This window comes from Allobosea sp. NPDC055332, assembly GCF_053645455.1.
On sequence record NZ_JBSHMO010000001.1, the window covers coordinates 900,375 to 926,466 of the forward strand.

General features: G+C 66.8%; 30 protein-coding genes and 1 other RNA gene. 10 read left to right on the forward strand and 21 right to left on the reverse strand.

Annotated elements, in window-relative coordinates; genetic code table 11:
• Positions 1-156 precede the first annotated feature (156 nt).
• Genes tolB through tolQ form a run of 4 tightly spaced genes read right to left on the reverse strand, consistent with a single transcriptional unit; the run spans position 157 to position 3,866 of the window.
• Entirely contained in the window at positions 157-1,515 is a 1,359-nt protein-coding gene (gene tolB, locus ACWIGM_RS04595; RefSeq protein ID WP_454025445.1) for a Tol-Pal system beta propeller repeat protein TolB, read from the reverse strand.
• Positions 1,516-1,520: 5 nt separating this feature from the next.
• Positions 1,521-2,645, reverse strand: a complete 1,125-nt coding sequence (tolA, locus tag ACWIGM_RS04600; RefSeq protein WP_454024734.1) for a cell envelope integrity protein TolA — start codon at positions 2,643-2,645, stop codon at positions 1,521-1,523.
• 46 nt (positions 2,646-2,691) lie between these two features.
• A complete protein-coding gene (tolR, locus tag ACWIGM_RS04605) occupies positions 2,692-3,141 on the reverse strand; it encodes a protein TolR (RefSeq protein WP_454024735.1) in 450 nt (149 codons plus the stop codon).
• 11 nt (positions 3,142-3,152) lie between these two features.
• On the reverse strand, positions 3,153-3,866 hold the full coding sequence (tolQ, locus tag ACWIGM_RS04610) for a protein TolQ (RefSeq protein WP_092156110.1): 714 nt from the start codon (positions 3,864-3,866) through the stop codon (positions 3,153-3,155).
• A gap of 287 nt (positions 3,867-4,153) precedes the next feature.
• Between tolQ and ACWIGM_RS04615 the strand changes: the two genes are divergently transcribed.
• A complete protein-coding gene (locus tag ACWIGM_RS04615) occupies positions 4,154-4,870 on the forward strand; it encodes a hypothetical protein (protein ID WP_454024736.1) in 717 nt (238 codons plus the stop codon).
• A 10-nt stretch (positions 4,871-4,880) separates the two neighbouring features.
• On the opposite strand, the gene ACWIGM_RS04620 is transcribed toward ACWIGM_RS04615, so the two are convergent.
• The 8 genes from ACWIGM_RS04620 to ruvA all read right to left on the reverse strand — a co-directional run bounded on the left by ACWIGM_RS04620 (position 4,881) and on the right by ruvA (position 10,119).
• Positions 4,881-5,333 (reverse strand): DUF2852 domain-containing protein, encoded by a 453-nt coding sequence (locus tag ACWIGM_RS04620; RefSeq protein ID WP_454024737.1) that lies wholly within the window; start codon positions 5,331-5,333, stop codon positions 4,881-4,883.
• A 156-nt stretch (positions 5,334-5,489) separates the two neighbouring features.
• On the reverse strand, positions 5,490-6,137 hold the full coding sequence (locus ACWIGM_RS04625; RefSeq protein WP_454024738.1) for a TetR/AcrR family transcriptional regulator: 648 nt from the start codon (positions 6,135-6,137) through the stop codon (positions 5,490-5,492).
• Between the two features lie 57 nt (positions 6,138-6,194).
• Positions 6,195-6,602: a tol-pal system-associated acyl-CoA thioesterase gene (gene ybgC, locus ACWIGM_RS04630; RefSeq protein WP_454024739.1), complete on the reverse strand. Its 408-nt coding sequence runs from the start codon at positions 6,600-6,602 to the stop codon at positions 6,195-6,197.
• A 79-nt stretch (positions 6,603-6,681) separates the two neighbouring features.
• Positions 6,682-7,233 (reverse strand): DUF3828 domain-containing protein, encoded by a 552-nt coding sequence (locus ACWIGM_RS04635; RefSeq protein WP_454024740.1) that lies wholly within the window; start codon positions 7,231-7,233, stop codon positions 6,682-6,684.
• Positions 7,234-7,350: 117 nt separating this feature from the next.
• Positions 7,351-7,968, reverse strand: a complete 618-nt coding sequence (locus ACWIGM_RS04640; RefSeq protein WP_454024741.1) for a hypothetical protein — start codon at positions 7,966-7,968, stop codon at positions 7,351-7,353.
• Positions 7,968-8,993, reverse strand: a complete 1,026-nt coding sequence (gene ruvB, locus ACWIGM_RS04645; protein ID WP_454025446.1) for a Holliday junction branch migration DNA helicase RuvB — start codon at positions 8,991-8,993, stop codon at positions 7,968-7,970. Before ruvB ends, ACWIGM_RS04640 begins: the two co-directional genes overlap by 1 nt.
• A gap of 23 nt (positions 8,994-9,016) precedes the next feature.
• A complete protein-coding gene (locus ACWIGM_RS04650) occupies positions 9,017-9,505 on the reverse strand; it encodes a GNAT family N-acetyltransferase (RefSeq protein WP_454024742.1) in 489 nt (162 codons plus the stop codon).
• Complete coding sequence (gene ruvA, locus ACWIGM_RS04655; RefSeq protein ID WP_454024743.1) at positions 9,502-10,119, reverse strand: Holliday junction branch migration protein RuvA; 618 nt, start codon at positions 10,117-10,119, stop codon at positions 9,502-9,504. Before ruvA ends, ACWIGM_RS04650 begins: the two co-directional genes overlap by 4 nt.
• Positions 10,120-10,209: 90 nt before the next feature.
• Between ruvA and ACWIGM_RS04660 the strand changes: the two genes are divergently transcribed.
• Positions 10,210-11,421: an NAD(P)/FAD-dependent oxidoreductase gene (locus tag ACWIGM_RS04660; RefSeq protein WP_454024744.1), complete on the forward strand. Its 1,212-nt coding sequence runs from the start codon at positions 10,210-10,212 to the stop codon at positions 11,419-11,421.
• On the opposite strand, the gene ruvC is transcribed toward ACWIGM_RS04660, so the two are convergent.
• Positions 11,403-11,921 (reverse strand): crossover junction endodeoxyribonuclease RuvC, encoded by a 519-nt coding sequence (gene ruvC / locus ACWIGM_RS04665; protein WP_291677161.1) that lies wholly within the window; start codon positions 11,919-11,921, stop codon positions 11,403-11,405. The two genes, ACWIGM_RS04660 and ruvC, sit on opposite strands and share 19 nt — an antisense overlap.
• 127 nt (positions 11,922-12,048) lie before the next feature.
• Between ruvC and ACWIGM_RS04670 the strand changes: the two genes are divergently transcribed.
• Positions 12,049-12,828, forward strand: coding sequence for a sulfite exporter TauE/SafE family protein (locus ACWIGM_RS04670; protein WP_454024745.1), 780 nt, complete (start codon positions 12,049-12,051; stop codon positions 12,826-12,828).
• A 48-nt stretch (positions 12,829-12,876) separates the two neighbouring features.
• Here ACWIGM_RS04670 and ACWIGM_RS04675 read toward each other — a convergent pair whose 3' ends face one another.
• Positions 12,877-13,620 carry a YebC/PmpR family DNA-binding transcriptional regulator gene (locus tag ACWIGM_RS04675; protein ID WP_454024746.1) on the reverse strand — a complete coding sequence of 248 codons (744 nt, stop codon included), beginning with the start codon at positions 13,618-13,620 and terminating at the stop codon, positions 12,877-12,879.
• 178 nt (positions 13,621-13,798) lie between these two features.
• Between ACWIGM_RS04675 and ACWIGM_RS04680 the strand changes: the two genes are divergently transcribed.
• The gene (locus ACWIGM_RS04680; protein ID WP_454024747.1) at positions 13,799-15,151 is read left to right on the forward strand and encodes a methyl-accepting chemotaxis protein; all 1,353 of its coding nucleotides are present in this window, start codon (positions 13,799-13,801) and stop codon (positions 15,149-15,151) included.
• Positions 15,152-15,264: 113 nt separating this feature from the next.
• On the opposite strand, the gene fba is transcribed toward ACWIGM_RS04680, so the two are convergent.
• From fba to tkt, 7 genes are all read right to left on the reverse strand, one after another.
• Positions 15,265-16,347, reverse strand: a complete 1,083-nt coding sequence (fba, locus tag ACWIGM_RS04685) for a class II fructose-bisphosphate aldolase (RefSeq protein ID WP_454024748.1) — start codon at positions 16,345-16,347, stop codon at positions 15,265-15,267.
• A gap of 93 nt (positions 16,348-16,440) precedes the next feature.
• A complete protein-coding gene (locus tag ACWIGM_RS04690) occupies positions 16,441-16,686 on the reverse strand; it encodes a hypothetical protein (protein ID WP_454024749.1) in 246 nt (81 codons plus the stop codon).
• Between the two features lie 54 nt (positions 16,687-16,740).
• Complete coding sequence (locus ACWIGM_RS04695; RefSeq protein ID WP_454024750.1) at positions 16,741-17,934, reverse strand: phosphoglycerate kinase; 1,194 nt, start codon at positions 17,932-17,934, stop codon at positions 16,741-16,743.
• 11 nt (positions 17,935-17,945) lie between these two features.
• The gene (locus tag ACWIGM_RS04700) at positions 17,946-18,515 is read right to left on the reverse strand and encodes a putative glycolipid-binding domain-containing protein (protein WP_454024751.1); all 570 of its coding nucleotides are present in this window, start codon (positions 18,513-18,515) and stop codon (positions 17,946-17,948) included.
• The gene (locus tag ACWIGM_RS04705) at positions 18,512-18,976 is read right to left on the reverse strand and encodes a hypothetical protein (protein ID WP_454024752.1); all 465 of its coding nucleotides are present in this window, start codon (positions 18,974-18,976) and stop codon (positions 18,512-18,514) included. Before ACWIGM_RS04705 ends, ACWIGM_RS04700 begins: the two co-directional genes overlap by 4 nt.
• 71 nt (positions 18,977-19,047) lie before the next feature.
• Complete coding sequence (gene gap / locus ACWIGM_RS04710; protein WP_454024753.1) at positions 19,048-20,058, reverse strand: type I glyceraldehyde-3-phosphate dehydrogenase; 1,011 nt, start codon at positions 20,056-20,058, stop codon at positions 19,048-19,050.
• A 109-nt stretch (positions 20,059-20,167) separates the two neighbouring features.
• Complete coding sequence (gene tkt, locus ACWIGM_RS04715) at positions 20,168-22,171, reverse strand: transketolase (RefSeq protein ID WP_454024754.1); 2,004 nt, start codon at positions 22,169-22,171, stop codon at positions 20,168-20,170.
• A 259-nt stretch (positions 22,172-22,430) separates the two neighbouring features.
• Between tkt and ACWIGM_RS04720 the strand changes: the two genes are divergently transcribed.
• The 6 genes from ACWIGM_RS04720 (at position 22,431) to ACWIGM_RS04745 (ending at position 26,086) form a co-directional block, all read left to right on the forward strand.
• A complete protein-coding gene (locus ACWIGM_RS04720; protein WP_454024755.1) occupies positions 22,431-22,739 on the forward strand; it encodes a DUF4164 family protein in 309 nt (102 codons plus the stop codon).
• A complete protein-coding gene (locus ACWIGM_RS04725; RefSeq protein ID WP_454024756.1) occupies positions 22,739-23,107 on the forward strand; it encodes a cell division protein ZapA in 369 nt (122 codons plus the stop codon). Before ACWIGM_RS04720 ends, ACWIGM_RS04725 begins: the two co-directional genes overlap by 1 nt.
• 88 nt (positions 23,108-23,195) lie before the next feature.
• Positions 23,196-24,275 carry a D-alanine--D-alanine ligase family protein gene (locus tag ACWIGM_RS04730; protein ID WP_454024757.1) on the forward strand — a complete coding sequence of 360 codons (1,080 nt, stop codon included), beginning with the start codon at positions 23,196-23,198 and terminating at the stop codon, positions 24,273-24,275.
• Between the two features lie 71 nt (positions 24,276-24,346).
• A non-coding RNA gene (ssrS, locus tag ACWIGM_RS04735) (6S RNA) lies at positions 24,347-24,502 on the forward strand.
• A gap of 4 nt (positions 24,503-24,506) precedes the next feature.
• Positions 24,507-25,079, forward strand: coding sequence for a 5-formyltetrahydrofolate cyclo-ligase (locus tag ACWIGM_RS04740; protein WP_454024758.1), 573 nt, complete (start codon positions 24,507-24,509; stop codon positions 25,077-25,079).
• Positions 25,080-25,261: 182 nt separating this feature from the next.
• Positions 25,262-26,086: a TIGR00282 family metallophosphoesterase gene (locus ACWIGM_RS04745; protein ID WP_454024759.1), complete on the forward strand. Its 825-nt coding sequence runs from the start codon at positions 25,262-25,264 to the stop codon at positions 26,084-26,086.
• Positions 26,087-26,092 lie beyond the last annotated feature (6 nt).

The following is a 26,092-nucleotide window of genomic DNA, read 5'->3' on the forward strand; positions in this document are numbered from 1 at the left end:
ACGCGGAGCGCGCCAAGCGGCGTCACGCGTTATGCCATCAATGAAGTGTCAACCTAAACGAGACCTTGCCAAAACAAGGCGAAGTGGCGGCATTGCGGCGTATGGTTAACCAAATATGGCCGGAAACCGACGGTTCGACGATGTTGCATTCCTGCATCAGCGCGCTGCGGTGAGCAGTGGCGACCAGGTAGGGTCCGAGGCGAAGGCAGGCGTCGGCACCGGCACCTCGACCCGGCCGGTGATGTCGACCATGTAGAGCTTGCCGCCGGACTGCCCGCCGGGATCCCGGAAGAACATGATGTACTGGCCGTTCGGAGCCCAGTTCGGCGCCTCGTTGTGGAAGCCCTCGGTCAGGATGCGCTCGCCCGAGCCGTCCGGCTTCATCACGCCGATCGAGAAGGCGCCGCCGCCCTGACGGGTGAAGGCGATGAGGTCGCCGCGCGGCGACCATGACGGCTGCGAATAGGACCCTTGGCCGAAGGAGATACGCTTGCCCTCGCCGCCCCCGGCGCCCATCACGTAGAGCTGCTGCGAGCCGCCGCGATCGCTCTCGAAGACGATCTGCGATCCATCAGGCGCGAAGGAGGGCGAGGTATCGATCGCCGCCGTCGAGGTCAGCCGCTGCGTGGTCCGCGAGCCGATGTCGATGGCATAGAGATTGGCGTTGCCGCCCTGCTGCAGGCTGAGCGCGATGCGCGCGCCATTGGGCGAGAAGCGCGGGCTGGTCGTCATGTCGGGGAAATTGCCGACGACCTGGCGCTGGCCGGTCTCGATGTTGAGCACATGCACGCGCGGCTGCTCGCCGGTGCGCTGCGCCATATAGGTCACTTCCTGGGCCACCGGCGAATAGCGCGGCGTCACCACGGAGGTCGCACCGTCGGTCAGGTAGCGCACATTGGCGCCGTCCTGGTCCATGATGGCGAGCCGCTTGCGCCGGGCCTCCTTCGAGCCGGATTCGTCGACGAAGACGACGCGGGTGTCGAAGAACCCGCCGACGCCAGTGATCTTGGTGAAGACCGCATCCGAGATGATATGGCCGACCCGGCGGGAATTGTTCGGGTCGGTGAAGTATTGCTGGCCGTCGATCTGCTGGCCGGCAACGACGTCCCAGAGCCGGAACTCGGCCTTGAGGCGGCCACCGTCGCGCGAGACCCGGCCGATCACCAGCGCCTGCACGCCGGCCGCCTTCCAGGCCTCGAATTGCGGCGCCGCGTCGAAGGGCGGGTTCTTCTCGGGATGGCGCGCCTTCTCGATCGGCAGGAAGTAGCCGCAGCGCTTGAGGTTGTTGGCGATGATGCCGGAGACCAGCGCACCGCCCTCGCCGGCGAAATCGGCGACCGCGATCGGCATCGGCTGGAAGGTGCCCTTGCGCAGGTCGATCACCAGCTCGGCCTGGGCCGGAGCGACCAGCGCGGGCACGACCAGGCCCGAACCGGCCAGCGCGAGCGCGTGCCGGCGGGTCAGGCCGGGCCTGCGGGTTGCCGGCGGGAGGAGATGATGATGGATGCGGTCCATGGCGGTCACAGCACGTCCCTGGCGTCGAAATTGACGATGACGTCGCGCCAATCGTCGTAATATGCGGCAAATTGCGCGGGAATGCGCAGCGGCGAGCAGCGACGCGTCGCCGTCAGCGCCGAATCCGCCGCGACCCTGAAGAGCGGGTCGGACGAAGAATTGGTCACGCTCGCCGGGCCGATCAGCGAGCCGTCGGTGTTGAGCTTCATCCTGACCTGCGGCACCACCGGCTTCGGCGCGCTCTGCAGCGCGATCGGCACGTTCCAGCACTTCTGCAGCTGGTCCTGGATGATGCCCATCAACTGCGCCCTGAGCGAGGGCGAGAGCTTCTGCGAGGAGCCCGTCTGGGTGCCGAGCGAGGCGGTGCGGTTGATCTGCGGCGCGCTCGCGCCCGAGGACTGCGCCTGCTCCTTCGATTGCAGCAGCTTGGCGATGTCGTTCGGGTTGAAGTTCTTGGCGACCTCGGCCTCGCGCTTGGCCTTGGCTTCCGCCTCGCGCTTCGCCTTGGCCTCGGCGGCGATTTTGGCCTTCTGCTCGGCTTCGGCCTTGGCCTTGGCTTCCGCTTCAGCCTTCAGCTTGGCGGCCTTGGCCGCCTCGGCCTTAGCCTGCGCTTCCGCCTCGGCCTTCGCCTTGGCGGCGGCCTTGGCCTCCTGCTCGGCCTGCTTTGCCTTGCGCTCGAGCTCGGCCTCCTCGGCGAGCTTCGCCAGTTCCTCGCGGCGCTGCTCGGCTTCCTGGGCGGCGGCCTGCTCGGATTTCTGCGGCGGCTGCTTCACCGGCTCGGCCGGCGGCGTGGGCTTGGGCAGGTTGGGCCGCGCCGGCGGCAGGGGCGCTGCGGCGTTGTCCTCGGCAACTTTGAGCTCGGGCGGGCGCGAGGGCGGCGCCGGCGTGTCCTGCTTGGCCTCGCCCGCTTCCTTGCGCTCGACGATCTCGGACTGGCGCTCGGCCCGCGGTTGCGGCTGCTCCTGCACCTTCTCGGCCTGGCGCTCGCCGCGCGTCACCTGGTTCAGCGCGGACGGGTCGATCACCTCGACCGCGATCGCTTCCTGATGCTCGGGCAGCGGCGTCGCGCCGGCGAACGCCAGCAGCCCCGCGACCAGAACGGTCGCGTGGCCCAGGGCGGAAACCGCCAAGCCCGGTTCGGAACGCGAAACCATCAACGCGACGGCACCTTCTCGTTCAACGCGAATGCGGTTCGGTGACCAGCGCCACGCGTCTGAAGCCAGCGCTGGTGATCGTCGCCATCACCGAGGCGACGCGGCCGTAGTCGACCTGCTTGTGACCACGCACATAGATGCGCTCGTCCGTGCCCTGCTTGGCGATGCCTTGCAGCTTCTGCACGAGGTCGGGCTCGAGCGTCGGCTGGTCCTGCAGGAAGATCTGGCCCTTGTCGTCGATGGCGATGGTGATCGGCTTCTGGTCGACATTGATCGGCTTGGCGCCGGTCTGCGGCAGGTCGATCGGCACACCGGTCGCGATCAGCGGCGCGGCGACCATGAAGATGATCAGCAACACCAGCATGACGTCGATGAACGGCGTCATGTTGATCTCGGCGATGGCGCCATGGCGGCGCGGACGACGCCCGCGGCGTCCCCCGGCCTTGGCCCCGGCTGCAGCTGACATGCCCATGATTCAGGCCCTCACGCCGCCAGACGTTCGTCGATCTGCCGCGACAGGATCGCGGAGAATTCATCGGCGAAGGCTTCGAGCCGGTTCTGCGCCTTGGCCACCTCGGCCTGCAGCTTGTTGTAGGCCATCAGCGCGGGAATCGCGGCGAACAGGCCGATCGCGGTGGCGAACAGCGCCTCGGCGATGCCGGGCGCGACGACTGCCAGCGAGGAGTTCTTCGAGACCGCGATGGCGGTGAACGAGTTCATGATGCCCCAGACCGTGCCGAAGAGGCCGATGAACGGCGCGGCCGAGGCGATGGTCGAGAGCACGAGCAGCTTCGATTCCAGCCGCTCGGCCTCGCGCTGGATGGTGACGTCGAGCACCTTGTCGATGCGCGCCGACAGGCTCGCGACCGAGCGCCCGCCATTCTCGAAGGAACGCTTCCACTCGCGCATCGCAGCGACGAAGACGGCCGCCATGTCGTTGACCGGCCGGTTGGCGAGATCGCGATAGAGCTCCTCCAGCGAGCGGCCCGACCAGAACACCTCCTCGAACGCGTCCATGTCCTGGCGCGTGCGGCGATAGAGCAAGGTCTTGTCGATGATGATCGACCAGCACCAGATCGACGCGGCCAGCAGCCCCATCATCACGAGCTTGACGACGATATGGGCGTGCCAGAACAGCGACCAGAAAGACATGTCGATCTGCGGCGCGGCCTGCGCGATCTCCACAGCGGGGTTCATCCTGTCATCCTTCTGCCTGGCGGGCGCGAAACCGTGCTCGGCCCGCGCAGCCCACTCTTCGCGCCGCGAAACTCGCGCCGCCGCCCGTTTCTGCGCTCCGGGGATATGCCGTTGACACCAATTACCGCTGAATTCGGCGAAAGATGGGCCAAACGGCGGTGCTCGCGTTGCGCCAGGGGCCTTCTGTCCCGTTAAATCCGGGTCAAGGTTAAGGGGCGGCATGGTTAATATCGCGTTATGACGGCCATGCGGCTGATCACGAAGCGCGTACGGCGGGGGCTGGGTCGATGCGGTTTAGCGAGCGGATCGCGGGCCATGCCCGGCACTATGTCTGGAACCGGACGACGCTCAGCGCGCTCCTGATCGTCTCGCCGGCGATCGTGTCCTCCATCGCGACCTTCGTCCTTTCGAATTCGCTCGACCGGCGCATCGCGCGTTTCTCCGACGAGCGCGACACGCTGACGCGCGACCTCGCCGGGCTCGACGGCCAGGTGAAAGCCTTCGAGACCTTGCAACTCGGCCGTGGCGCCCTGCTTCTGGTGCTGAACGGCTCGCAGGCCGACATCCAGTACAAATACCTGCTCGACCGGCTGTTCCGACAAAACGCCAAGCAGACGGTGCGCCGCATGGCCGCCATCGTCCATCCGCAGGACTGGCAGGGCCGGATGGCGTCCTATGACGCTCTGGTCGATCAGGACTACAGCGATGCCGGAACGGTCCAAAACATCCAGGCGATCGAAAGCGCGATGGTGATGGAGGCAGGCGCGCGCCTGACCGCGCTCCAGCTGCGTCACAACATCGTCACGGGGCGGATCGGCAAGATCGAAAGCCTGAAGGCTCAGATCACTGCGGTTCTCGCTTCGCTGACCTCGGCTCTCACCATCGTGATCTTCTTCATGACGACCAACAGGAAGACGCCGGAATCTCCCTCCGCCGAAACGCCGGAAAAACGCCAACGGCCCGCTTCCGTGAGGAAGCGGGCCGCCGACGGTCGTCAGCTCTGAAAAGGGGCGATCAGGCGCTTTCGACAGTATCCGTGCCGGTATTGGGACGGCGCGTGTTCATGAACTGATCGAACTCGGCCTTGTCCTTGGCCATGCGCAGCCGGCCGAGGAAATCATGGAACTCGCGCTGCTCGTCCTCGAGACGGCGCAAGGTCTCGTCACGATATTCGTCGAAGGCGCGGTTGCCGCTCGACGACGGGCCACGACCCCAGCCGCCGAAGCCGCCACGGCTGCCCCATTGCTGGGCCCCGCCCATGCGCTCGCGCAGGCGCTCCATCTTGTCCTGCAGGCGATTCATCCGGTGCTCGTAGCGAGCCGAGCCGCAACCATGTCCCATGCGTCCACTCCAGAAAAGAAAGACCAGGGTCGCCAGACCCAGCGGCCAGAAGATGATGAAGCCGAGCACCGCGAAGGCGATCCAGGCTCCCTTTCCATATTCGTCAAGCTTCGCGACGATCGGCATCGATCCCTCTCGAACTCGAAGGGCAACGGCGGATGCCGCTGCCGGCCAACCTCCCGATCGGCCCTCGCCGACCGTGTGAATGTAAATCACATTCACATATCTGGACGCAACTGCCAAGGCTTTCAAGACAGCCGGATCAAAAATTTCAGCAGGAGATCAGGCCGACTGGTCCGGCGGCAGGCCTAGGCCTCTGAGATAAATCAACATTCCGGCTTCGAGCAGGTCGGAAGCCGACATCGGCAGCGGGCGCCGGCCGGCATCGGCGCGGCCGAACAGGGCGGCGACACCATGCGACATCGCCCAGATATGCAGCGCCATCATCAGTGCCGGCGGGCGTTTTCCTTGCGGCAGCGCCGCGATCAGCGTCTCCGCCGCCTGGCGCAATTGCTGGAAGGAGCGGTCGGCGGCGGCGCGCAATTCAGGGCTGGCGTCGAGCGACACCCCGGCCTCGAACATCGCCGAATAGAAGGCGGGCTGATCATGGGCGAAGGCGAGGTAAGCGCGGCCGAGACGGTGGAAGGCGGTCTCGGCATCGGGCCTGCCATTGTCCCAGGCCTTGGCGAGCGCCGTTTCAAAAGCGGCAAAGCCGTGCACCGCGACATCGGCCAGCAGCTCATCACGATCGCGATAGTGCCGGTAGGGCGCCGCCGGGCTGACGCCTGCCATGCGCGCGGCCTCGGCGAAGGTAAAGCCGTTCGGCCCCTTCTCGCCGATCAGCCCCAGGGCGGCGCGCACCAGCGCCTCCTTGAGATTGCCGTGGTGATAGCCGCGCGGCTGCTCGGGCTCGTTGCGTTTCCAGCTCATGTTACGGGGCCTAACATGGCGATCCGCCAGCGTCGATGCCAGCAGCAGCAGGAGCGGTCAGAGGATTTCAAGGCCGAGGCGATGCCTGAGGACATCGGGAATGCGCCGCGCCTTGCCGCCACCGACGCAGGCGACCTTGACCTGCGCCGTGATCAGCACCTCCTCGCCACGCAGGACGCGCTGCTCGAGTTCCATGGTGGCGCCGCGCGCCAGCGTCGGCCTGGTCTCGACCGTGAGCAGATCGTCCATCACCGCAGGCCTGACGAAATCGATCAGCATGCGCCGGACGGCGAAGCCGAGCGCCGCATCGCCGTCGAACAGTTCGCGCTGCTCGATGCCGAGTGCCCGGATCAGCTCGGTGCGGCCGCGCTCCATGAAGCGCAGATAGGAGGCGTGGTAGACGACGCCGGAGAAGTCGGTGTCCTCGTAATAGACGCGGACGGAGATGCTGTGGGCGCCGGCCATGACGGTCCTTCTGCAAGATGGCGCGGGCGTTCTAGACGGTCACACGCCAACCGGACAACCTCATAAGGCGGTCTGCCGCTCAACGCTTGCAGGGCTTGCCCATGAACGAACCGCAATCATAGGGCTGCGACAGCGCGGCGCGGATCGAATGCGCCTTCCCGTCGATGCGGTTGACGATGTCGTCGATGCGCCAGCCGCCGCCTTCCTCCACCATCAGGAAGCGGACAGCCATCTTCTGACCGAAGCTGCGGAAGGACGCGACGACCCGAGCCCGCCCGCGCGAGGCCTTGCCGGCCAAACCGACCTGCAGATCCTTGATCTCGCCATCCTGCCCATTGATGAAGGGATCGGCCCCGACATGGCCGATATCGCCACTCTCGTCCTGGAAAAGATCATCGCGGGCAAACAGCGTCGCCAGGCCCTTGCTCATCAGCTTGTCGCGGTGCGGCGGGCGCCAGGGCGGCTCGCCGCTACCATCCAGCGTCTTCTGCGTGACCTCATAGGCCTTGCGCACCGTGGCGTCGGGCGTCGGCTCGGCGGCCAATGCTGCCATCGGCAGCAGGCCGCATAGCGCGATTGCAAAGCCGAGGCTCGTCATCCAGCGAGAGAGGGACCGTGCCTGCTTGATCATGACTTCGGCTCCATACGGATCGGCCAGTTGCAGCATCATCGAAACTGAGAACGGGACCGGTTGCGTCCTCCATATGACGGATGCAGGCCATTCAAGGCCAAGCCAAAGAACGAGCGCCTATTTGTCCGGCCCTCTTTTCGTTCCCCTCTGAAGCAGGAGAAGAACAGCTCCCCAGATGAGATACGGCACTGCGTAGATCGGCAACAGGATCGAACCATCAAGCCAGACCACTCCGGGCTCGCTCGATTTGGCTCCGAGCGCAGGGAGTATCCAGATTTCGACCTGCTCGCCCAGCAGCGGCGGATCGGCAGCCGTCACGAGCAGGGACAAGCGATTACGCCCTCGCTCGAAAACGACGCTCGACGCGGAGCGTTCACCGCTCCCGGCAAGCGGGACAAGGCCGCGAGCCGTATCCGTTGCCGAATAAGCGATAGTCCGCCCTGCAGTATAACGCACGGCCTCCTGCCAGGATGGCCGGACTTCGATCTCGAGGCGCGCCAAGCCTTCCGGCGGCTCGTTCTGGTCAAAAGCGTTGCGCGCAGGAAACCGGTTCCGCGGAATCCTGGCCTCCATCCGCAGTGGGCCGCGGTTGAGGCGCAGGACGGAAACCGCAGCCGTCTCACCGAGCTTAAGCGCCAGGGGAGCAATGGGTGTTTGGCTCGCAATGGAACCGAGGACGGCATAACCGAAAAGCAGAAGGCCGACGGTGAAGTAGAGCCTCCACCTCAGCCGCATCAGCCTTCTCCGTTCTCGTCTCCAAAAAGCCCGAACTGCGCGCCCTCGCGGCTCGGCTCGGGCATGCCGAGATGCCGGAAGGCGTGCGGGGTCAAAAGGCGGCCGCGCGGCGTGCGCTGGATGAAGCCCTGCTGCAGCAGGAAGGGCTCGATGATCTCCTCGATCGCGTCACGCGGCTCGGAGAGCGAGGCGGCGATGGTCTCGATCCCGACCGGGCCGCCGCCGAAATTGATCGCGACGGTGGTGAGATAGCGCCGGTCCATCTGGTCGAGGCCGATCGCGTCGACATCGAGCAGGCCGAGCGCCTTGTCGGCGACCTTGCGGGTGACGATCGCATCGCCGTCGACGATGGCGAAGTCGCGCACCCGCCTGAGCAGCCGTCCGGCGATGCGAGGCGTCCCGCGCGAGCGCTTGGCGATCTCGTTGGCGCCGTCATCCGACATCGGCACGCCGAGCACCCGCGCCCCACGCGCGACGATGCCCTGCAATTCCTCGACCGTGTAGAACTGCAGGCGGATCGGGATGCCGAAACGGTCACGCAGCGGCGTCGTCAACAGACCGGCGCGGGTGGTGGCGCCAACCAGCGTGAACTTCGGCAGGTCGATCTTGACCGAGCGCGCCGCCGGCCCTTCGCCGATGATCAGGTCGAGCTGGTAGTCCTCCATTGCCGGATAGAGGATTTCCTCCACCGCCGGGTTGAGGCGATGGATCTCGTCGATGAAGAGCACGTCGCGTTCTTCGAGATTGGTCAGCTGCGCCGCAAGGTCGCCGGCCTTGGCGATCACCGGCCCCGAGGTCGAGCGGAAACTGACGCCGAGCTCGCGCGCCACGATCTGCGCCAGGGTCGTCTTGCCGAGGCCGGGCGGGCCGACGAACAGGACATGGTCGAGCGCGTCGCCGCGGGTGCGGGCGGCGTTGATGAAGACCTGGAGGTTCGCACGGGCGGCCGCCTGCCCGGTGAAATCGGCGAGCGAAAGCGGCCGCAGCGAGGCCTCGCTGTCATCGTCGCGCTTGTCCGCCGTCATCAGGCCCGGACGCTTCGGCTCACTCACAATTCGATCTCCAGCTCCAGCGCGTCATGCACCGGAATGTCCTGGTAGCCGGTCTTGATGATGGTCGGAACCATCGCGCGATAGGCGTCGATCGCCTCGATATAGAGGCCTGAGAAGCGGAAGCCATGCTTCTGGTAGAACACCAGCGCCGGCATGTTGTCATTGGTCAGCATCGCCCTGAGCTTGCGCGCGCCGGCCGCCTTCGCCGCGGATTTCACCGCCTCCAGCATGCGCGAGGCCGCGCCCTCCCCTTCCTTGAGGGAGTGCAGCGCACAGAGCACCGCGATATCGCCATCGCGCGCCCAGCTCGCCACCGCCAGCAATTCGCCCTCGGCGGCGAACATGCCGATCAGGGGCAGCTCGGCGCAATCGTAGAGCTTCGAGCCGATCATCATGCGATGCGAGCCCCAATGCCGCATCATCAACGCGAGGAACGCCGACTTGTCGGCGATCTCCCGGAAGATCACCGTCGGTCCCTTGCTCATTTCGCCAGCTCCTTCAGGCCGAGCCGGATCAGCTGCGCCGTGCCGGCCCCCTCGCCCGCCTCGCGCGTGGCGGCCGCGACTGCCGCCACGGCCTGCGCCTGCGGGTAGCCGAGATTGGTGAGCGCCGAGACGGCGTCCGCCACCGGCTGCGGCAGCCGCTTGTCCTCGAGCGCGCCGGAGAGCTGCGCCAGCACCGGGTCGACATGGCCGAAAGCCGGCGCCTTGTCCTTCAGCTCGGCGCAGATGCGCTGGGCGAGCTTGGGGCCCACGCCGGGCGCGCGCGCCACCGCCGCCTTGTCGTTGCTGGCGATCGCGGTCGCGAGCGCCCCGGGCTCGAGCGTCGAGAGGATCGCAAGCGCGACCTTGGCGCCGACGCCCTGCACCATCTGCATCAGCCGGAACCAGTCGCGCTCGTTGTCCGACATGAAGCCGTAGAGCCGGATCGCGTCCTCGCGGACATGGGTCTCGATCGACAGTGCCGCCGCCTCGCCGATCTTGGGCAGGCGCTGCAGTGTGCGCGAGGAGCACTGCACGACATAGCCGACGCCCTGCACGTCGACGATGACATGGTCCTCGCCATACGAATCGATGAGGCCCTTGAGCTTTCCGATCATGCCTCCTGTTAGCATGACCGCTGCCCGCCGCCAGACCGGATCATTCGCGGCGATCATGCGTTCTCCACCGGCGATGCCGGGGAGCTGCATGTGCTGACGAAAACCAGGGATCTGCGGACCGGCCGTTCGGTCTGGCAGGGCAGGCCGCCGCCGCGCTTTCCGAGGCACGAGATCACCGGCGATACGCAAGCCGACGTCGTCGTCATCGGCGCCGGCATCTCCGGCGCGATGCAGGCCGACGCGCTCAGCGCAGCCGGCTTCGACGTGCTCGTGGTCGACCGGCGCGGCCCGGTCCGCGGCTCGACGCCGGCGAGCACCGCTTTGCTGCAATACGAGATCGACCAGCCCCTGACCAAGCTCACGCGCCAGATCGGCGAGGGGGCCGCGATCCGCGCCTGGCGACGCTCGCGCCTTGCCGTGGACGGGCTGGCGGCTCGAATCCGGGAGCTCTCGATCGCGCCCGTCACTCGGCGTGACTCGCTCTATCTCGCCGGCGATGTGCTCGATGCCGATGGGCTCGCCCGCGAGCATGAGGCGCGCCGCCGCGCTGGGCTGGAGACCGCCCTCCTCGATGCCGACACGCTGAAGAAGCGCTTCGGCATCGAGCGCTCCGCCGCACTGCTCGGCTATGACAATCTCGAGGCCGATCCGGTCGCGCTTGCAGCGGGCTTCCTGCGCGCCGCGCTCGGCCGCGGCGCCCGTCTCGCCTGGCCCATCGAGATCATCGATCTCGACACGAAAGCGCGTTCGGTGAGCCTGCGCACCAGCGAGGGCCATCACATCCGCTGTCGCCATCTCGTCTTCGCCACTGGCTACGAACTGCCCTTCGGCAAGCTGCCGAAATGGCACGCAGTCCTCTCGACCTGGGCGCTGGCGACCATCCCGCAAAAGAAACGGCTCTGGCCCGAGCGCTGCTTCATCTGGGAGGCATCGGACCCCTACCTCTACATGCGCAGCACCCGCGACGGCCGTGTCATCTGCGGCGGCGAGGACGAGGATTTCGTCGACGAGGACAAGCGCGACGCGCTGATCGAACGAAAGACGGCAGCGATCCAGCGCAAGCTCGGCCAGCTCCTGCCTGAGATCTCGACCGAGGTCGACTATGCCTGGACCGGCACCTTTGGCGCCTCCGCGACCGGCCTGCCGACCATCGGCGAGATGCCGGACCTCAGGAATTGCTGGGCCGTGATGGGCTTTGGCGGCAACGGCATCACCTATAGCCGCATCGGCGCCGAGATCGTGCGCGCCGGCCTCACCGGCAAAGGCGATCCGGACGCCGAGCTCTACGCCTTCCGCAGCTGATATTGCGCCAGGAGTGCCCGCGCGCCGCGGTGCTGCGCATGGCAGATCGCGACGGCGAGGGCATCCGCCGCGTCGGCACTGCGCGTCTCGGCCTTGGGCAACAGCACGCGGATCATCGCCTGCACCTGCTTCTTGTCGGCATGACCGACGCCGACCACGGTCTTCTTCACCAGATTGGCGGCGTATTCGGCGACGTCGAGCCCAGCCAGGGCCGGCACCACCAGAGCGATGCCGCGCGCCTGGCCGAGCTTCAGCGCCGATTGCGGATCGCGGTTGACGAAGGTCTCCTCGACCGCGACCTCCTGCGGCTGATGCCGTGCGATCACGCCGGCGATGCCCTCATGCAATTGCCGCAGGCGGTCGGCGAGCGGCTGCTTCTCGTCGCTCTCGACCACGCCGCAGGCGACGAAGGAAAGCTTGGTGCCTTCGCTGACGACGACGCCCCAGCCGGTCTTCCTGAGACCGGGATCGAGGCCGAGAATGCGAATCGGATCGGACATCGGCGCAGATTAGAGGATTTCATCCGGACTGGATGGATGAACGACACTCATCGCTGCCATCACCGCAACGGGGGTTGATCGTCTCGCTCCTTCCGTGAAGGAAAGAAAATCCTTCTCCGGCGATCCGATGACAGCTCTCCTGATCTCGCTCTTTCCCGGTGTCTCGCTCGACGGCATCGCCGTCCTGATCGGCGCGACCCTGCTCGGCGGGCTGGTCCGCGGCTTCACCGGCTTCGGCTTCGCCATGGTGTTCATGCCGCTGGCCTCGATCGTGCTCGGCCCGGTCGCGGCGCTCGGCCTGATCTGGGTGATCGACCTGCCCTTCGCCCTGCCGCTGGCGGCGCGCTCGGCCAAGCGGGCGGAATGGAGCGAGGTCATCCCGCTCCTGATCGCCGCGACGCTGACCCTGCCGCTCGGCATCGCGCTGCTCACCTGGCTCGATCGGGAGACGATGCGCTGGCTGCTGGCGCTGCTCGTGCTCGCCGCCGTCGCGCTGATGGCCTCAGGCTGGCGCTATCACGGCAAGCCCGGCATCCCGCTTTCGCTCGGCGTCGGCGCGGCCTCGGGCCTCTGCAACGGCCTCGCCAGCATCGGCGGCATGCCGCTCGCCGTGTTCTGGCTCGGCGCCCAGCGCAACGACCGGCACAAGACCCGCGCCAATCTGCAGACCTATTTTGGCCTGAGCACCGTGGTCAGCGGCGCGATCCTGTGGGCGAAGGCCATCATCACCTTCACGTCGCTGGTGATGGCGCTGCCGCTTTTCGCCGTCTACGGCGTCGGCCTCTGGCTCGGCACGCACGCCTTCGGCCTGGCCTCGGAGCAGACCTTCCGCCGCATCGCCTATCTGACGATATTCCTGAGCGCGCTCGTCAGCCTGCCGTTCTGGGACGGGTTGATCGGGCGATGACGAAAGCCGTCATGCCCGGGTCGGTCCGAGCATGACCATGGACAGGGCTCAGCCGAGCTTGGCCATGATGTCGTCGGCGATCTCGAAATTGGCGAAGACGTTCTGGACATCATCGTCATTGTCGAGCGCTTCCATCAGCTTCATCATCGACGCCGCCTTCTCCTCGTCGAGCGGCGCCGTGGTGGTCGGCCGCCAGACCGGCTTGGCCGAGGCCGGGGCGCCGAGCGCTGCTTCCAACGCCTTGGAAACCTCGTTCAGGGCATCGAAGGCGCACAGGATGGTGTGGCCGTTCTCGTCCGAGATCACATCGTCGGCGCCCGCCTCGATCGCCGCTTCCATCACCTTGTCGGCATCACCCGCTTCCGGCGCGTAGCTGATCTCGCCGACGCGGTTGAACATGAACGAGACCGAGTTGCTCTCGCCCATCGCCCCGCCGGACTTGGTGAAATAGGAACGGACGGCGGAGGCGGTGCGGTTGCGGTTGTCGGTCAGCGCCTCGACGATCACGGCGGTGCCACCGGGGCCGTAGCCCTCATAGCGGACCTCGTCATAGTTATCGCCTTCGCCACCGAGCGCCTTCTTGATGGCGCGCTCGATATTGTCCTTGGGCATGTTCTCGGCCCGCGCAGCGAGCACGGCCATGCGCAGGCGCGGATTCATGTTCGGGTCGGGCATGCCCAATTTGGCGGCGACGGTGATTTCACGGGCCAGCTTCGAGAACAGCTTGGAGCGCACCGCATCCTGCTTGCCCTTGCGGTGCATGATGTTCTTGAACTGTGAATGGCCAGCCATACGCCCAAATCTCCGCTGCTTCTGCGCCGGCCGGCTTATACTCAGCCGGCTCGTGGCGAGGCAAGCACCGTCATTTCATCGCCGAGGGCCGAAATCCGCCCCGCGCTTAAGCGTTTGTTGGCAAGTCCCGACCACTCTCGACGGGCAGTATTTCCGGAAAACCGCTTCCAGACAGCGCATGAGCCATATCATAGCCGAGCATACCGCGCGTCTGCGAACCTTTCGGATCGATGCCGTCGATATCGACCTGCTGCACCAGCAGGCCGGTTTCGCGAGCGTGCGTCTGCCGACCTTGCTTCCCGAGCTGCATGAGCGCTTCGAGGCCTGGCCTGAGATACTGGACGTGATGAAGCGCCCCGAAGTGCATGAGCTCCGGCTCGCGCACTGGATCAGGCTGGTTTCGGGCGAGCTCGAGGAGGGCTATCTGCAATCGGCGCACGCCCTCGCCAGCGCCTTCAACGACAATGGCGTTCCCGTTCATGCGGTCGCGATCTGCCACGCGATCGTCGGCAATGCGATCGGTGCCGAGCTCGGCCTGCTGCGCGATGGCCTCGCCAAGCTCAGCCACTTCTGGCAGGCCAAGGAATACAATCGGCGCATCGCGCTCCGGGCCGCCTTGCAGAAGGCGGTGCAGCTCGATCTCGAACTGCTGCTCGAGACCTATACCCATGTCCAGCGCCAGAACCGTGAACGCAGCCTGCGCGAGATCTCGACCTTCGAGGTCACGGTCCGCAACGTCGTCGGCACCGTCACCGGCGGCGCCCGCGTCGTCGAGGAGATGGCGCACAGGATGAACGGCGTCGTGAAGGACACCGGTATACAGGCCGTCGCCGCCGCCCGCGCTTCGGACGAGGCGTCCGAAAATGTCGGCAGCGTCGCCAGCGCGACCGAAGAGCTTTCGATTTCGCTCAGCCAGATTTCCGAGGAAGTCGCCCGCGCGACGACCAAGGCGCATGCCGCCAGCACGGCAGCACTGCGGACCGAAGCGATCGTCAAGAGCCTTGCCCAATCTGCGCAGACGATCGGCGCCGTCGTCGACCTGATCCGCGACATCGCCGAACAGACAAATCTGCTGGCGCTCAACGCCACGATCGAAGCGGCCCGCGCCGGCGAGGCCGGCCGCGGTTTCGCCGTCGTCGCCCAGGAGGTAAAGCAGCTGTCCGCGCGGACCGCCAAGGCGACCGACGAGATCGCAGCCCAGGTTCCGGCCATGCAGGCGGCGACACAGGAAGCGGTCGAAGCGATCGAGAGCATCGTCACCTTCGTCGGCGAGATGGATCAGACGACGCTGACGATCGCAAGCTCCGTCGACGAGCAGCGCGCAGCGACCCAGGAGATCGCCCGCAGCATCAATTTCGCCTCGCAGGGGACGCAGGAAGTCGCGCAGGCGATCGCCAACGTCAACGACTCCGCCCAGACGGCCGGCATGGGCGTCGACGAAATGCTCGGTCTCGCCCAGGCGCTGACGCGCCAGGCCGAAACCCTGACCGGAGCGTTCGAGAACCTGACGCAACAGAACCGCGCCGCCTGACGAGGCGCGAGCCGCACCCGCCTCCGAACGAGTCTACCTGAAACGAAAAGCGCCCGGCCTGATGGGCCGGGCGCTCTTGTTCTGCGAAGGCCGGGGCGCGGCCTATGCCGTTCTCAGGCCGCCTTCTTGGCGCCGAAGGTCGGGTCGAGCTCGCCCTTGGCGTAGCGCTTGGCCATGTCCGCCAGCGTGATGACGCGCTTGATCTTCGAGGCCTGGCCGGCGGTGTTGAACTCTTCCAACCGCTTCTTGCAGAGCGCGGTCATCGCCTCCATCGCCGGCTTCAGATACTTGCGCGGGTCGAATTCGCCGGGGTGCTCCGACAGGATCTTGCGGATCTGGCCGGTCATCGCCATCCGGTTGTCGGTGTCGATGTTGATCTTGCGCACGCCGTGCTTGATGCCGCGCTGGATCTCCTCGACCGGCACGCCCCAGGTCTGGGGCATCTTGCCGCCGTACTGGTTGATCACGTCCTGCAGGTCCTGCGGCACCGAGGAGGAGCCGTGCATGACGAGATGCATGTTCGGCAGCTTCTTGTGGATCTCCTCGATGACGTGCATGGCGAGGATCGCGCCATCGGGCTTGCGGGTGAACTTGTAGGCGCCGTGCGAGGTGCCCATGGCGATGGCGAGCGCGTCGACCTTGGTCTCGGCGACGAACTTCACCGCTTCGTCGGGGTTGGTCAGGAGCTGGTCGTGGCTGAGCTTGCCCTCGAAGCCATGGCCGTCCTCCTTCTCGCCCTCGCCGCTCTCGAGCGAACCGAGCACGCCAAGCTCGCCCTCGACCGAGATGCCGCCGAGATGGGACATCTCGGTGACGGTCTTGGTCACGCCGACATTGTAGTCCCAGTCGCCCGGGGTCTTGCCGTCGGCCTTGAGCGAGCCGTCCATCATCACCGAGGTGAAGCCGGCCTGGATCGCGGTCATGCAGGTCGCCGGCTCATTGCCGTGGTCGAGATGCACGCAGACCGGGATATGCGGATAGATCTCGGTCACCGCGTCCATCATGTGCTTGAGCATGATGTCGTTGGCGTAGGAGCGCGCCCCGCGCGAGGCCTGGATGATCACCGGCGCGTCCGTCGCGTCCGCCGCGGCCATGATCGCGAGCGCCTGCTCCATGTTGTTGATGTTGAAGGCCGGAACGCCGTAGTCGTTCTCGGCGGCATGGTCGAGCAATTGGCGAAGCGTGATGCGGGCCACGATGATCCTCCGGTTGGGCTCTGCTTTATCCGGAGGGTTTAGAATCGAACTGTGGCGGACGCAAAGCGAAAGCGGCCAAAAAAGTGAATGCGATCAGCGCCCGCGCGCTTCCAGAACCCTGACCCGCTCCTCGATCGCCGCCAGCTCCTCGGCGAAGTTGCCGGTGATCGACTTCGCCATGACCAGCAGGCCAGCCGTATCACGGCGCTGTTTGCGAACGAGATCGCCGAGCTCGTCGAAGCGCTTCTCGACCGCGTCGAAGCGCTTGTCATGCTCGGAGAGCTGCACCTGAATCTTCTTCAGGATCTCGTACATGGCTGTCTGTACGTTCTCGCTCATGCACGAGAACATAGCATAAACATCGATCCATGCAATCGCAGGCTGCGCCACCGCTCAGCCCTTCCGCAGCGCCTCGACGCCCGGCAAGGCCTTGCCTTCCATCCATTCGAGGAAGGCGCCGCCAGCGGTCGAGACATAGGTGAGGTCCTCGGCGACTTCCGCATGGTTCATCGCCGCGACCGTATCGCCACCGCCGGCGACCGCGACGAGCCCACCGTTACGGACGCGCTCAGCCACTGCCTTGGCCACTGCAACCGTCGCCGTGTCGAAGGGCGGCAACTCGAAGGCGCCGAACGGCCCGTTCCAGACCACGGTCTTGACGGTGTTGAGCTTGAGCACGACCTCGGCGACGCTGAGCGGACCGGCATCGAGGATCATCTCGTCCGGCCCGACCTCGCCAATCGAGACGACGCGATGGCCGGGATTGGCCTTGAACTCGCGCGCCACCAGCGCATCGACCGGCAGGATGATCTCGCAGCCGGCTGCCTTGGCCTTCGCCTCGATCTCACGGGCAGTGGCGGCGAGATCGTGCTCGCACAGCGACTTGCCGACATTGACGCCGCGCGCGGCGAGGAAGGTGTTGGCCATGCCGCCGCCGATGGCGAGCACGTCGACCTTCTGCACGAGGTTCCCCAGCAATTCGAGCTTGGTCGAGACCTTGGCGCCGCCGACGATCGCCATCACCGGCCGGGCCGGGTTGTCGAGCCCGGCCGAGAGAGCCTCGAGCTCGGCCTGCATGGTGCGCCCGGCATAGGCCGGCAGCAGATGCGCCAGCCCCTCGGTCGAGGCATGGGCGCGATGGGCGGCCGAGAAGGCGTCGTTGACATAGAGATCGCCATTGGCGGCGAGCGCCTTGACGAATTCCGGATCGTTCGTCTCGTCGCCGGCGTGGAAGCGGGTGTTCTCCAGCAGCAGGATCTCGCCGTTCTTGGCGGCGGCGATCGCCTTCGGTGCCTCCGTGCCGATGCAGTCGCCGACGAAGATCACCGGCTGGCCGAGCGCATGCGCCAGCGCCGGCACGACCTGCCGCAGGCTGTTCTTCTCGTCGCGGCCCTTGGGCCGGCCGAAATGCGCGAGCAGGACGACCTTGCCGCCCTTCTGCGCGATCTCGCGGATCGTCGGCAGGATGCGGTCGATCCGGGTGGTGTCGGTGACCCTGCCCTCCTCCATCGGCACGTTGAGATCGACACGGACGAGGACGCGCTTGCCGGCGAGATCGGCGTCGTCGAGGGTGCGGAAAGCGGGCATGGAGAGCTCTCTTACAGGCGTTGGAACAGGCTGGGATAATCCATGACGAGGCCGTCCTCGTCGACCGGAAGCTCGGCGGTGAAACTGCCATCGGCCGTCTCGAACCGGAAGAGCCTCGGCGCGAGGCAGGTGTAGACCTGCTCGGTGACGAAAGGCTCGAAGCTGTCGAACGGCACGAACAGCATGGCGACACGTCGTTGCTCGCCGGGTTCCCAAGCAAGGCGGCGGATCGGCAGCGTGTTGGTGAAGGGCGTGGCGGAAAGGTCGATATCGATACAGGCGTCGAAGACTGGCAGTTGGCCGCGCTCCTCGTCGTGCCAGGTACCGTCGCGCCGGGTCATGGCGAGGCCGCGACCGTCGGTCGTCGTAATGTCGAAGGAGCGGACCGTGAAATCGACGTCGCAATCAATGCGATAGGTCGCGCCGAAGCGCTGGCCGTCACGCTCGCCGACCAGCGCGGCATCGGCGCGCAGGCCGTTCGCCTCAGCGCGCAATGTCAGGTGTTCGAGGCCGTCGCCTTCCAGTGCCCGCCAGCGGACACTGCGCCCGTCCGCAAGGTCGGCGGGCGAGCGAAAGCTCATCGCGGCAGGATCGGCGGCAGCACGCCGGGAACGCCGGTCTTCAGCACGATCACCGTCAGGATGACGGTCAGGATCGCCGTGACGATGCCGGTGAGCAGCAGCGCACCGAAGCGCGGGGTCGAATTGACGCGCTGGCGCAAGGCCGAGAGTTCTTCACGCAGGCCGGCGAAATCCATGGTGCCGGCGGCGAGATCGACCTTCTGGGCGCTGCGCTCCAGCGAGGCCTCGGCACGGGTCAGCACCGCCTCGTAGCGCGCGAACTTCTCTTCGATCCGGGCGGTCTTGTCCTCGATCCGCGAGAGCTGATCGAGCTTGCGCGGGTCGCTGGCAGCAAGCGGCTCGGTCGGCTTCGCCTCGGTCGCGCGCGCTGCGGCGATCTCGGCCATGCTCGGGGCCGGCGGCACGGCGATCGCCTCGGCGGGGGTAGTCGGCGTGGCGACGGTCGGCTCGATCTTGTTCATTGCGCGGTCCGTTCCTCGGCGGTGTGGACGCGGCCGCACCAAAAGGGCGCGGCCGCAGCAGGAGTGTTACGTCAGATCAGCTTCGCCATGGCGACGGCGGTGTCGCTCATGCGGTTCGAGAAGCCCCACTCATTGTCGTACCAGGTCAGGATGCGGACGAACTTCTCGTCCATGACCTTGGTCTGGTCGAGCGCGAAGGTCGACGACGCCGGATCGTGGTTGAAGTCGATCGAGACGTTGGGCTGATCGGTGACGGCGAGAATGCCCTTCAAGGCGCCGCGCTTGCTCGCCTTGATGATAGCCTCGTTGATCTTCTCGACCGTGGTCTTGCGCTTCGAGATGAACTTGAAGTCGACGACCGAGACGTTCGGCGTCGGCACGCGGATCGAGGTGCCGTCGAGCCGGCCCTTGAGCTCGGGGATGACGAGACCGATCGCCTTGGCGGCACCGGTCGAGGTCGGGATCATCGACATCGCGGCGGCGCGGCCGCGGTAGAGATCCTTGTGCATCGTGTCGAGCGTCGGCTGGTCGCCGGTATAGGCATGGATCGTGGTCATGAAGCCCTTGTCGATGCCGACGGCGTCATGCAGCACCCTGACCACCGGCGCGAGGCAGTTGGTCGTGCAGGAGGCGTTGGAGACGACGATGTGGTCCTTGGTCAGGGCCTCGTTGTTGACGCCGAAGACGACCGTCAGGTCGGCGCCGTCGCAGGGCGCCGAGACCAGCACGCGCTTGGCGCCGGCGGCGAGATGGGCCGCCGCCTTGTCGCGGGTGGTGAAGATGCCGGTGCATTCCAGCGCGATGTCGACGCCGAGCGCCTTGTGCGGTAGATCCTTGGGATCGCGGATCGCGGTCACCTTGATCGGGCCGCGACCGACATCGATCGTGTCGCCGGAAACGGTCACCGTGCCTGGGAAGCGGCCATGCACGGAGTCGAAGCGGAAGAGATGGGCATTGGTCTCGACCGGGCCGAGATCGTTGATCGCCACGACCTCGATGTCCTTGCGCTTCGACTCGATGATCGCGCGCAGCACGTTGCGCCCGATACGGCCGAAGCCGTTGATCGCCACTTTGACCGTCATCTCAATCCTCTCCTTCGCCATTCGCCGGCAGAGCCGGCGTCATTCACGCGGGCAAATCGGCCAAACCATGGCGGAACGCAAGGGCAGGCCTTAAAAATTTCAACGCCGCTCAGCCGTTGTGGCGCTTGATCGCAGCCTCGGCCACTGCCTCCGGCGTGATGCCGAAATGCTTGTAGACCTCCTTGTAGGGCGCGCTCGCCCCGAAGGAGGACATGCCGACGAAGACGCCATCGGCACCGATCACGCCGTCCCAACCGAAGCGCACGGCAGCCTCGACGGCGATCTTGATCGGAGCATCGCCGATGATCGCAGCCCTGGTCGCCTCGTCCTGCTCCAGCAGCGCCTCGAGCGACGGCACCGAGACGACGCGGGCGCGAATGCCCTTCTCGGCCAGCAGCTTGCGGGCGGCGACCGCGATCTCGACCTCGGAGCCCGAGGCGAAGAGCGAGACCTGCGCCTTGCCGCCTTCGGCCGCCAGCAGCTCATAGGCGCCCTTGGCCGAACGGTTCGTCGCGGTACCGTCGGTGCGGACCGGCGCGAGGTTCTGGCGAGAGAGTGCCAGCACGGTCGGTCCGTCGGTGCGCTCCAGCGCGATCTGCCAGGCTTCCGCCGTCTCGATCGCATCGGCGGGACGCAGCACGCGCATGTTCGGCATGGCGCGCAACGAGGCGATCTGCTCGACCGGCTGGTGGGTCGGCCCGTCCTCGCCGAGGCCGATCGAATCATGGGTCATGACGTAGACGACCGGCAGCCCCATCAGCGCGGCGAGCCGCATCGACGGGCGGGCATAATCGGCGAAGACCAGGAAGGTGCCGCCGGCAGTGCGGAAACCGCCATGCAGGGTGATGCCGTTCATCGCCGCGGCCATGCCGTGCTCGCGGATGCCGTAGCGGACATAGCGGCCCTTCGGGGTCTTCGGCGTGAAGTCCTCGAAGCCTTTGGCCCGGGTGTTGTTGGAGGGCGTCAGATCGGCCGAGCCCGAGACCAGTTCCGGCATCACCGGTACGATCACGTCGAGCGCCAGCTCCGAGGCCTTGCGAGTCGCGACCGTCACCGGGCTCGCAGCCAGCGCCTTCTTGTGGGCGACGAGGGTCTTGGCGAGCTTGGCCGGCACGGTATGAGCCAGACGGCGCTCGAATTCGCCGCGCTTGCGCCCCGACGTCGCCGCCAGGCGCGCATTCCATTCCTTGCGCTCGGCGAAGCCGGTGGCGCCGAAGCCGCGCCAGGCCTTGAGCACGTCGGCTGCGACCTCGAACGGACCGCCGGTGATTCCGAGCGCCTTCTTGGCGGCGGCGAGCTCCTCGGCGCCGAGCGGCTCGCCATGCGCCTTGGAGGTGCCGGCCTTCTTCGGCGCACCGAAGCCGATCACGGTCTTGCAGGCGATCAGGGTCGGCTTGTTCGACTTCTGGGCCCGGCGGACCGCCGCCTCGATCGCGTCGGGATCATGCCCGTCGACGCGCTCGGCCTTCCAGCCGCAAGCCTTGAAGCGGGCGAGCTGGTCGACCGAATCGGAGATGGAAAGCGGTCCGTCGATCGAGATGCCGTTGTCGTCCCAGAGCACGATCAGCTTGTTGAGCTTCTGATGGCCGGCGAGCGCGATCGCCTCTTGGCTGATGCCTTCCATCAGGTCGCCGTCGGAGGCGAGCACATAGGTCTTGTGGTCGACCAGCTTCTTGCCGAACTCGGCGGCGAGCATGCGCTCGGCCATCGCCATGCCGACCGCGGTGGCGAGCCCCTGACCGAGCGGGCCGGTGGTGGTCTCGACGCCGGCGGTCATGAAGTTCTCGGGGTGGCCCGGCGTCTTCGATTCGAGCTGGCGGAACTTCTTGAGGTCGTCGAGCTCCATGCCGGGCGTGCCGGTGAGATAGAGCAGCGCGTAGATCAGCATCGAGCCATGGCCGGCCGAGAGCACGAAGCGGTCGCGATCGGGCCAGCGCGGCTCGGCCGCATCGTATTTCAGGATGCGGGTGAAGAGTACGGTCGCGACGTCGGCGGCGCCCATCGGCAGGCCGGGATGGCCGGACTTGGCCTGCTCGACGCCGTCCATGGCGAGGGAGCGGATGGCGTTGGCGAGCCGCTCGTGCTGGGCGCGGTCGATCGCAGGCGTCGTCATGGAATCTCTCCGGCGAGGGCGGAACGAGGCTCGCGCCGAAGCTGGCCGGCGGCGAGCAGCGAACTCTTGAGAAAAAGGTCGCGCGTTCGATAGGCCGCCCGCTCAAGCGGAGTCAATTCGCCTGCAAGGCCGCAGATATCGACTTTTCCCCACGCTTCGATCGGATCGAAGCGGTCGAAGCGCTTTCCACCGTCATATTTGTTAAACTAGGCTCCCGAATCGGATGAGCCGGCTCCAGCCGGCCCGCAGAGGAAGAAGCGTGGCGTCTCCAGGACTGGATCACGCCCTGTCGCGTCTCGAAGGCGCGCTCGGCCAGCTTGAAGCAGCCGCTCGCAGGCGGCTCGAGGTCGAGCGTGGTCGCGCCAATCTCGAAACCGAGCTCACCCTGATGCAGGACGACCGGGCTCGCCTCGCGGTCGAACTCGACGGCGCCATGGCCCGGATCGGCCAGGTCCAGGGCGTTGCCGAAGAGGTCGATCGCAAGCTCGACCGCGCCATGACGGCGCTCGCCGAGGTGATCGCGCGGGTCGAAGCCCGTCCCGAGGAAGAAGCCGAGCAGGACGCCTGATGCCCCAGGTCAACGTCACCATCGCCGGCAAGGCCTACCGCATGGCATGCGGCGAAGGCGAGGAGCCGCATCTGGAGGCGCTCGCCCAGCTCTATGACGGCAAGATCGAGGAGATGCGCCAGGCCTTCGGCGAGATCGGCGACATGCGCCTGCACGTCATGGCGGCGCTGATGGTCGCCGACGAGGCCACCGAGCTGAAGAAGAAGGTCGAGACGCTGGAAGGCCGCCTCCGGTCGCTGCAGGGCGATGCCGGCTTCGCCGACCAGCGCGCCGGCGAGGTCGAGGAGAAGGCGGCGGCCGCTCTCGTCGCCGCGGCCGAGCGCATCGAGAGCGTGGCGAAGAGCTTGTTGCCGGGACAGGTGGGCTGAGCGCTCCGCTTCGCCGACACCACTTCTCCCGCCGCCTTTGCAATTCCTCAATCATGCCCGACTGACGCTTCCTGGCAGAAGCGAATCGATGAAGGCAGCGACGATGGGCGACAGGGTTCGGGTAGCGATTCTCCTCGGCGGCAAGTCCTCGGAGCACGAGGTCTCGCTGATGTCCGCCGCCAATGTGGTCAAGGCGATCGACAAGGCGCAGTACGACGTCGTGCCGATCCTGATCACCAAGGCCGGCGAGTGGCGCGAGCTCGAATTGCAGAACGGTGTCCTGCCCGACCCGATCCCGCAGGACGGCGCCGAGCTTTGCCTGCTGCCGGGCGGAAACGGGCGCCTGCTGCGCCTGCAGGACGGCGCCGCGCCTCAGGCGCTCACCAAGATCGACGTGCTCTTCCCGGTGCTGCACGGGCTCGACGGCGAGGATGGCTCAGTCCAGGGGCTGGCCCAGGTCGCCGGGATCCCGCTGGCCGGCTGCGGCATCGTCGGCTCGGCCAATGCGCTCGACAAGGACATCGCCAAGCGGTTGCTGCGCGAGGCCGGGCTCGGCGTCGCCCGCTCGCTCACCGTCCGGCGGGGCGAGACGCTCGGCTTCGATGAGGCCAGCGCCGCGCTCGGCCTGCCGCTCTTCGTCAAGCCGGCGCGGCAGGGCTCCTCGGTCGGCGTCAGTAAGGCGACGAATGCCGAGAGCTTCCAGGCGGCGCTCGCTGAGGCCTTCCGGCACGACAAGGTGGTTCTGGTCGAGGAGTTCATCGCCGGCCGCGAGATCGAGCTCAGCGTGCTGGAGCAGGCCGATGGCGAGACCATCGTCTCGCTGCCGGGCGAGATCGTCGCCGCCGCGAGCCACGGCTTCTACACCTATGAGGCCAAGTACCTCGACGAGGACGGCGCCCGCGTCGAGGTTCCGGCCCATCTGCCGGAGGGAACGATCGCCAACCTGCAGGAACTGGCGAAGCGTGCCTTTTACGCGCTCGGCTGCGACGGCATGGCCCGCGTCGACTTCTTCCTGCGCCCCGACGGCAGCGCTTTGATCAACGAGATCAACACCATCCCCGGCTTCACTGACATCAGCATGTTCCCGAAGGCGCTCGCCGCCAGCGGCATCGCCTATCCCGACCTGATCGACCGCGTGATCCGGCATGGGATGGCGCGCGGAGCCTGAGGCGAAAAATCTCGGCGGGTTTTCGCTGGCCGCCTCTGGCGCTTTGCCGGCATGCGTCCTACCTTGTCGCGGCGGGGCTGCCTGGTGCGTGCGAGTCATGTATTCCCGGGCCCATACGACTCCCTAGGGAGCTGTCCCTGACTGGGTCCCTGGACCCGGACACACGGCGCCCACCTACTTTGTAGGTGTCCCGGGATCGAAATCTCCACGGCCGAGGTGGCTCCGCACCCCATGACGACCGACCTCGCTTCTCTCGCCGCCCGCAAGGCTCTTCTGCGCAGCGAAGCGCTGGACCGGCGCGACGCGCTCAAGCTCGACGACCGACTGATCTGGGACGAAGCCATCGTCGCGCAGGTCCTGGCACTGCCAGTGTTCGCGCAAGGGCCCGTCTCCGCCTACTGGCCGATGCGCTCGGAAGCCGATCCGCGCCCGATCCTGGAAGCGCTCCACGAGCGTGGCCTGCCGCTCTGCCTGCCGGCGATCGTCGAGAAGCGCATGCATTTCCGGCGCTGGGCACCGTGGGAACCGATCGTCCCCGGCGGCTTCGGCACGCTGGTGCCGGCTCCCGAGCAGCCCGAGGTCAGGCCTGCGATCCTGATCGTCCCGCTCGCCGCCTTCGACCGGCGCGGCTACCGGATCGGCTATGGCAAGGGCTATTACGACCGCGCCATCGCAGAGCTCGAGCCGGCCGCGACCATCGGCATCGCCTATGCCGCGCAGGAGATCGAGGCCGTGCCCGCCGAGGCGCATGACCGCCGCCTCGACTGGGTGATCACACAGGACGAGGCGATCCGCTGCGGTTGATTTCGCTGCTCCGATCACGTCATTAGCAGGCGCGCCTTTCATTCAAGACGCAGCCGTCCCGCCGTGTTGTCTTTCAACCGCAAAGTCGAACCGCGCGGCCTGGGGAAAGCCGGGACGGTCGGCTTGCGTGAAAGCGCGACAGGACGGGCCGTGTTAGGACGGCCCAATCGTTGGATCGTGACATGCGTCTACTCTTTCTCGGCGACATCGTCGGGCGCGCCGGCCGCCTCGCCGTTCAGGATCGTCTCCCCGGCCTCCGCGAGCGCTGGAAGCTCGACTGCGTCGTGATCAATGGCGAGAACTCGGCAGGAGGCTTCGGCATCACCGAGGCGATCTGCGACGAGACGCTGGCCGCCGGCGCCGACGTGATCACGCTCGGCAACCATTCTTGGGACCAGCGCGAGGCGATGGTCTTCATCGAGCGCCAGCCGCGCCTGATCCGACCGGCGAACTACCCGCCGGGCACGCCCGGCCGCGGCGCGACCGTGATCGAGGCGAGGAACGGCGCCCGCGTCCTCGTCGTCAACGTCATGGGCCGGCTGTTCATGGACGCGCTCGACGATCCCTTCGCCGCGCTGGAGCGTGAGCTCGCCGCCTGCCCGCTGCGCGAGGCCGCCGACGCCGTCATCGTCGACGTCCATGCCGAGGCGACCAGCGAGAAGCTTGCCATGGCCTATTATCTCGACGGCCGCGCCAGCCTCGTCGTCGGCACCCATACCCATGTCCCGACCTCGGACACGCGGGTGCTGCCGGCCGGCACCGCCTACCAGACCGATGCCGGCATGTGCGGCGACTACGAGTCGATCCTCGGCATGCAGAAGGAGGAGGCGATCCGCCGCTTCCTGCAGAAGACGCCGGGCTCGCGGCTGGAGCCGGCGCTCGGCGAGGGCACGCTATCGGGCATCGCCGTCGAGACCGACGACCGGACCGGCCTCGCCAAGGCGGCCTGGCCGGTGCGTCTCGGTGCCACGCTGGCAGAAACCTGGCCGGCTGCCTGGGATCAATAGAGCGGC

What these genes read in the sequence shown, in the direction of transcription:
- ACWIGM_RS04680 (WP_454024747.1), top strand. Translation starts at nt 13,799, where the DNA reads ATGAGCCATATCATAGCCGAGCATACCGCGCGTCTGCGAACCTTTCGG.
- ACWIGM_RS04740 (WP_454024758.1), top strand. Translation starts at nt 24,507, where the DNA reads ATGACGACCGACCTCGCTTCTCTCGCCGCCCGCAAGGCTCTTCTGCGC.
- ACWIGM_RS04625 (WP_454024738.1), bottom strand. Translation starts at nt 6,137, where the DNA reads ATGAGCTGGAAACGCAACGAGCCCGAGCAGCCGCGCGGCTATCACCAC.
- ACWIGM_RS04675 (WP_454024746.1), bottom strand. Translation starts at nt 13,620, where the DNA reads ATGGCTGGCCATTCACAGTTCAAGAACATCATGCACCGCAAGGGCAAG.
- tolR (WP_454024735.1), bottom strand. Translation starts at nt 3,141, where the DNA reads ATGGGCATGTCAGCTGCAGCCGGGGCCAAGGCCGGGGGACGCCGCGGG.
- ACWIGM_RS04725 (WP_454024756.1), top strand. Translation starts at nt 22,739, where the DNA reads ATGCCCCAGGTCAACGTCACCATCGCCGGCAAGGCCTACCGCATGGCA.
- ruvA (WP_454024743.1), bottom strand. Translation starts at nt 10,119, where the DNA reads ATGATCGGAAAGCTCAAGGGCCTCATCGATTCGTATGGCGAGGACCAT.
- ACWIGM_RS04670 (WP_454024745.1), top strand. Translation starts at nt 12,049, where the DNA reads ATGACAGCTCTCCTGATCTCGCTCTTTCCCGGTGTCTCGCTCGACGGC.
- tolB (WP_454025445.1), bottom strand. Translation starts at nt 1,515, where the DNA reads ATGGACCGCATCCATCATCATCTCCTCCCGCCGGCAACCCGCAGGCCC.
- ruvB (WP_454025446.1), bottom strand. Translation starts at nt 8,993, where the DNA reads ATGACGGCGGACAAGCGCGACGATGACAGCGAGGCCTCGCTGCGGCCG.
- gap (WP_454024753.1), bottom strand. Translation starts at nt 20,058, where the DNA reads ATGACGGTCAAAGTGGCGATCAACGGCTTCGGCCGTATCGGGCGCAAC.
- ACWIGM_RS04705 (WP_454024752.1), bottom strand. Translation starts at nt 18,976, where the DNA reads ATGAACAAGATCGAGCCGACCGTCGCCACGCCGACTACCCCCGCCGAG.
- ACWIGM_RS04640 (WP_454024741.1), bottom strand. Translation starts at nt 7,968, where the DNA reads ATGCGGCTGAGGTGGAGGCTCTACTTCACCGTCGGCCTTCTGCTTTTC.
- ACWIGM_RS04635 (WP_454024740.1), bottom strand. Translation starts at nt 7,233, where the DNA reads ATGATCAAGCAGGCACGGTCCCTCTCTCGCTGGATGACGAGCCTCGGC.
- ACWIGM_RS04650 (WP_454024742.1), bottom strand. Translation starts at nt 9,505, where the DNA reads ATGAGCAAGGGACCGACGGTGATCTTCCGGGAGATCGCCGACAAGTCG.
- ACWIGM_RS04745 (WP_454024759.1), top strand. Translation starts at nt 25,262, where the DNA reads ATGCGTCTACTCTTTCTCGGCGACATCGTCGGGCGCGCCGGCCGCCTC.
- ybgC (WP_454024739.1), bottom strand. Translation starts at nt 6,602, where the DNA reads ATGGCCGGCGCCCACAGCATCTCCGTCCGCGTCTATTACGAGGACACC.
- ACWIGM_RS04620 (WP_454024737.1), bottom strand. Translation starts at nt 5,333, where the DNA reads ATGCCGATCGTCGCGAAGCTTGACGAATATGGAAAGGGAGCCTGGATC.
- tolQ (WP_092156110.1), bottom strand. Translation starts at nt 3,866, where the DNA reads ATGAACCCCGCTGTGGAGATCGCGCAGGCCGCGCCGCAGATCGACATG.
- tkt (WP_454024754.1), bottom strand. Translation starts at nt 22,171, where the DNA reads ATGACGACGCCTGCGATCGACCGCGCCCAGCACGAGCGGCTCGCCAAC.
- ACWIGM_RS04690 (WP_454024749.1), bottom strand. Translation starts at nt 16,686, where the DNA reads ATGAGCGAGAACGTACAGACAGCCATGTACGAGATCCTGAAGAAGATT.
- ACWIGM_RS04730 (WP_454024757.1), top strand. Translation starts at nt 23,196, where the DNA reads ATGAAGGCAGCGACGATGGGCGACAGGGTTCGGGTAGCGATTCTCCTC.
- ACWIGM_RS04695 (WP_454024750.1), bottom strand. Translation starts at nt 17,934, where the DNA reads ATGCCCGCTTTCCGCACCCTCGACGACGCCGATCTCGCCGGCAAGCGC.
- ACWIGM_RS04700 (WP_454024751.1), bottom strand. Translation starts at nt 18,515, where the DNA reads ATGAGCTTTCGCTCGCCCGCCGACCTTGCGGACGGGCGCAGTGTCCGC.
- ruvC (WP_291677161.1), bottom strand. Translation starts at nt 11,921, where the DNA reads ATGTCCGATCCGATTCGCATTCTCGGCCTCGATCCCGGTCTCAGGAAG.
- ACWIGM_RS04615 (WP_454024736.1), top strand. Translation starts at nt 4,154, where the DNA reads ATGCGGTTTAGCGAGCGGATCGCGGGCCATGCCCGGCACTATGTCTGG.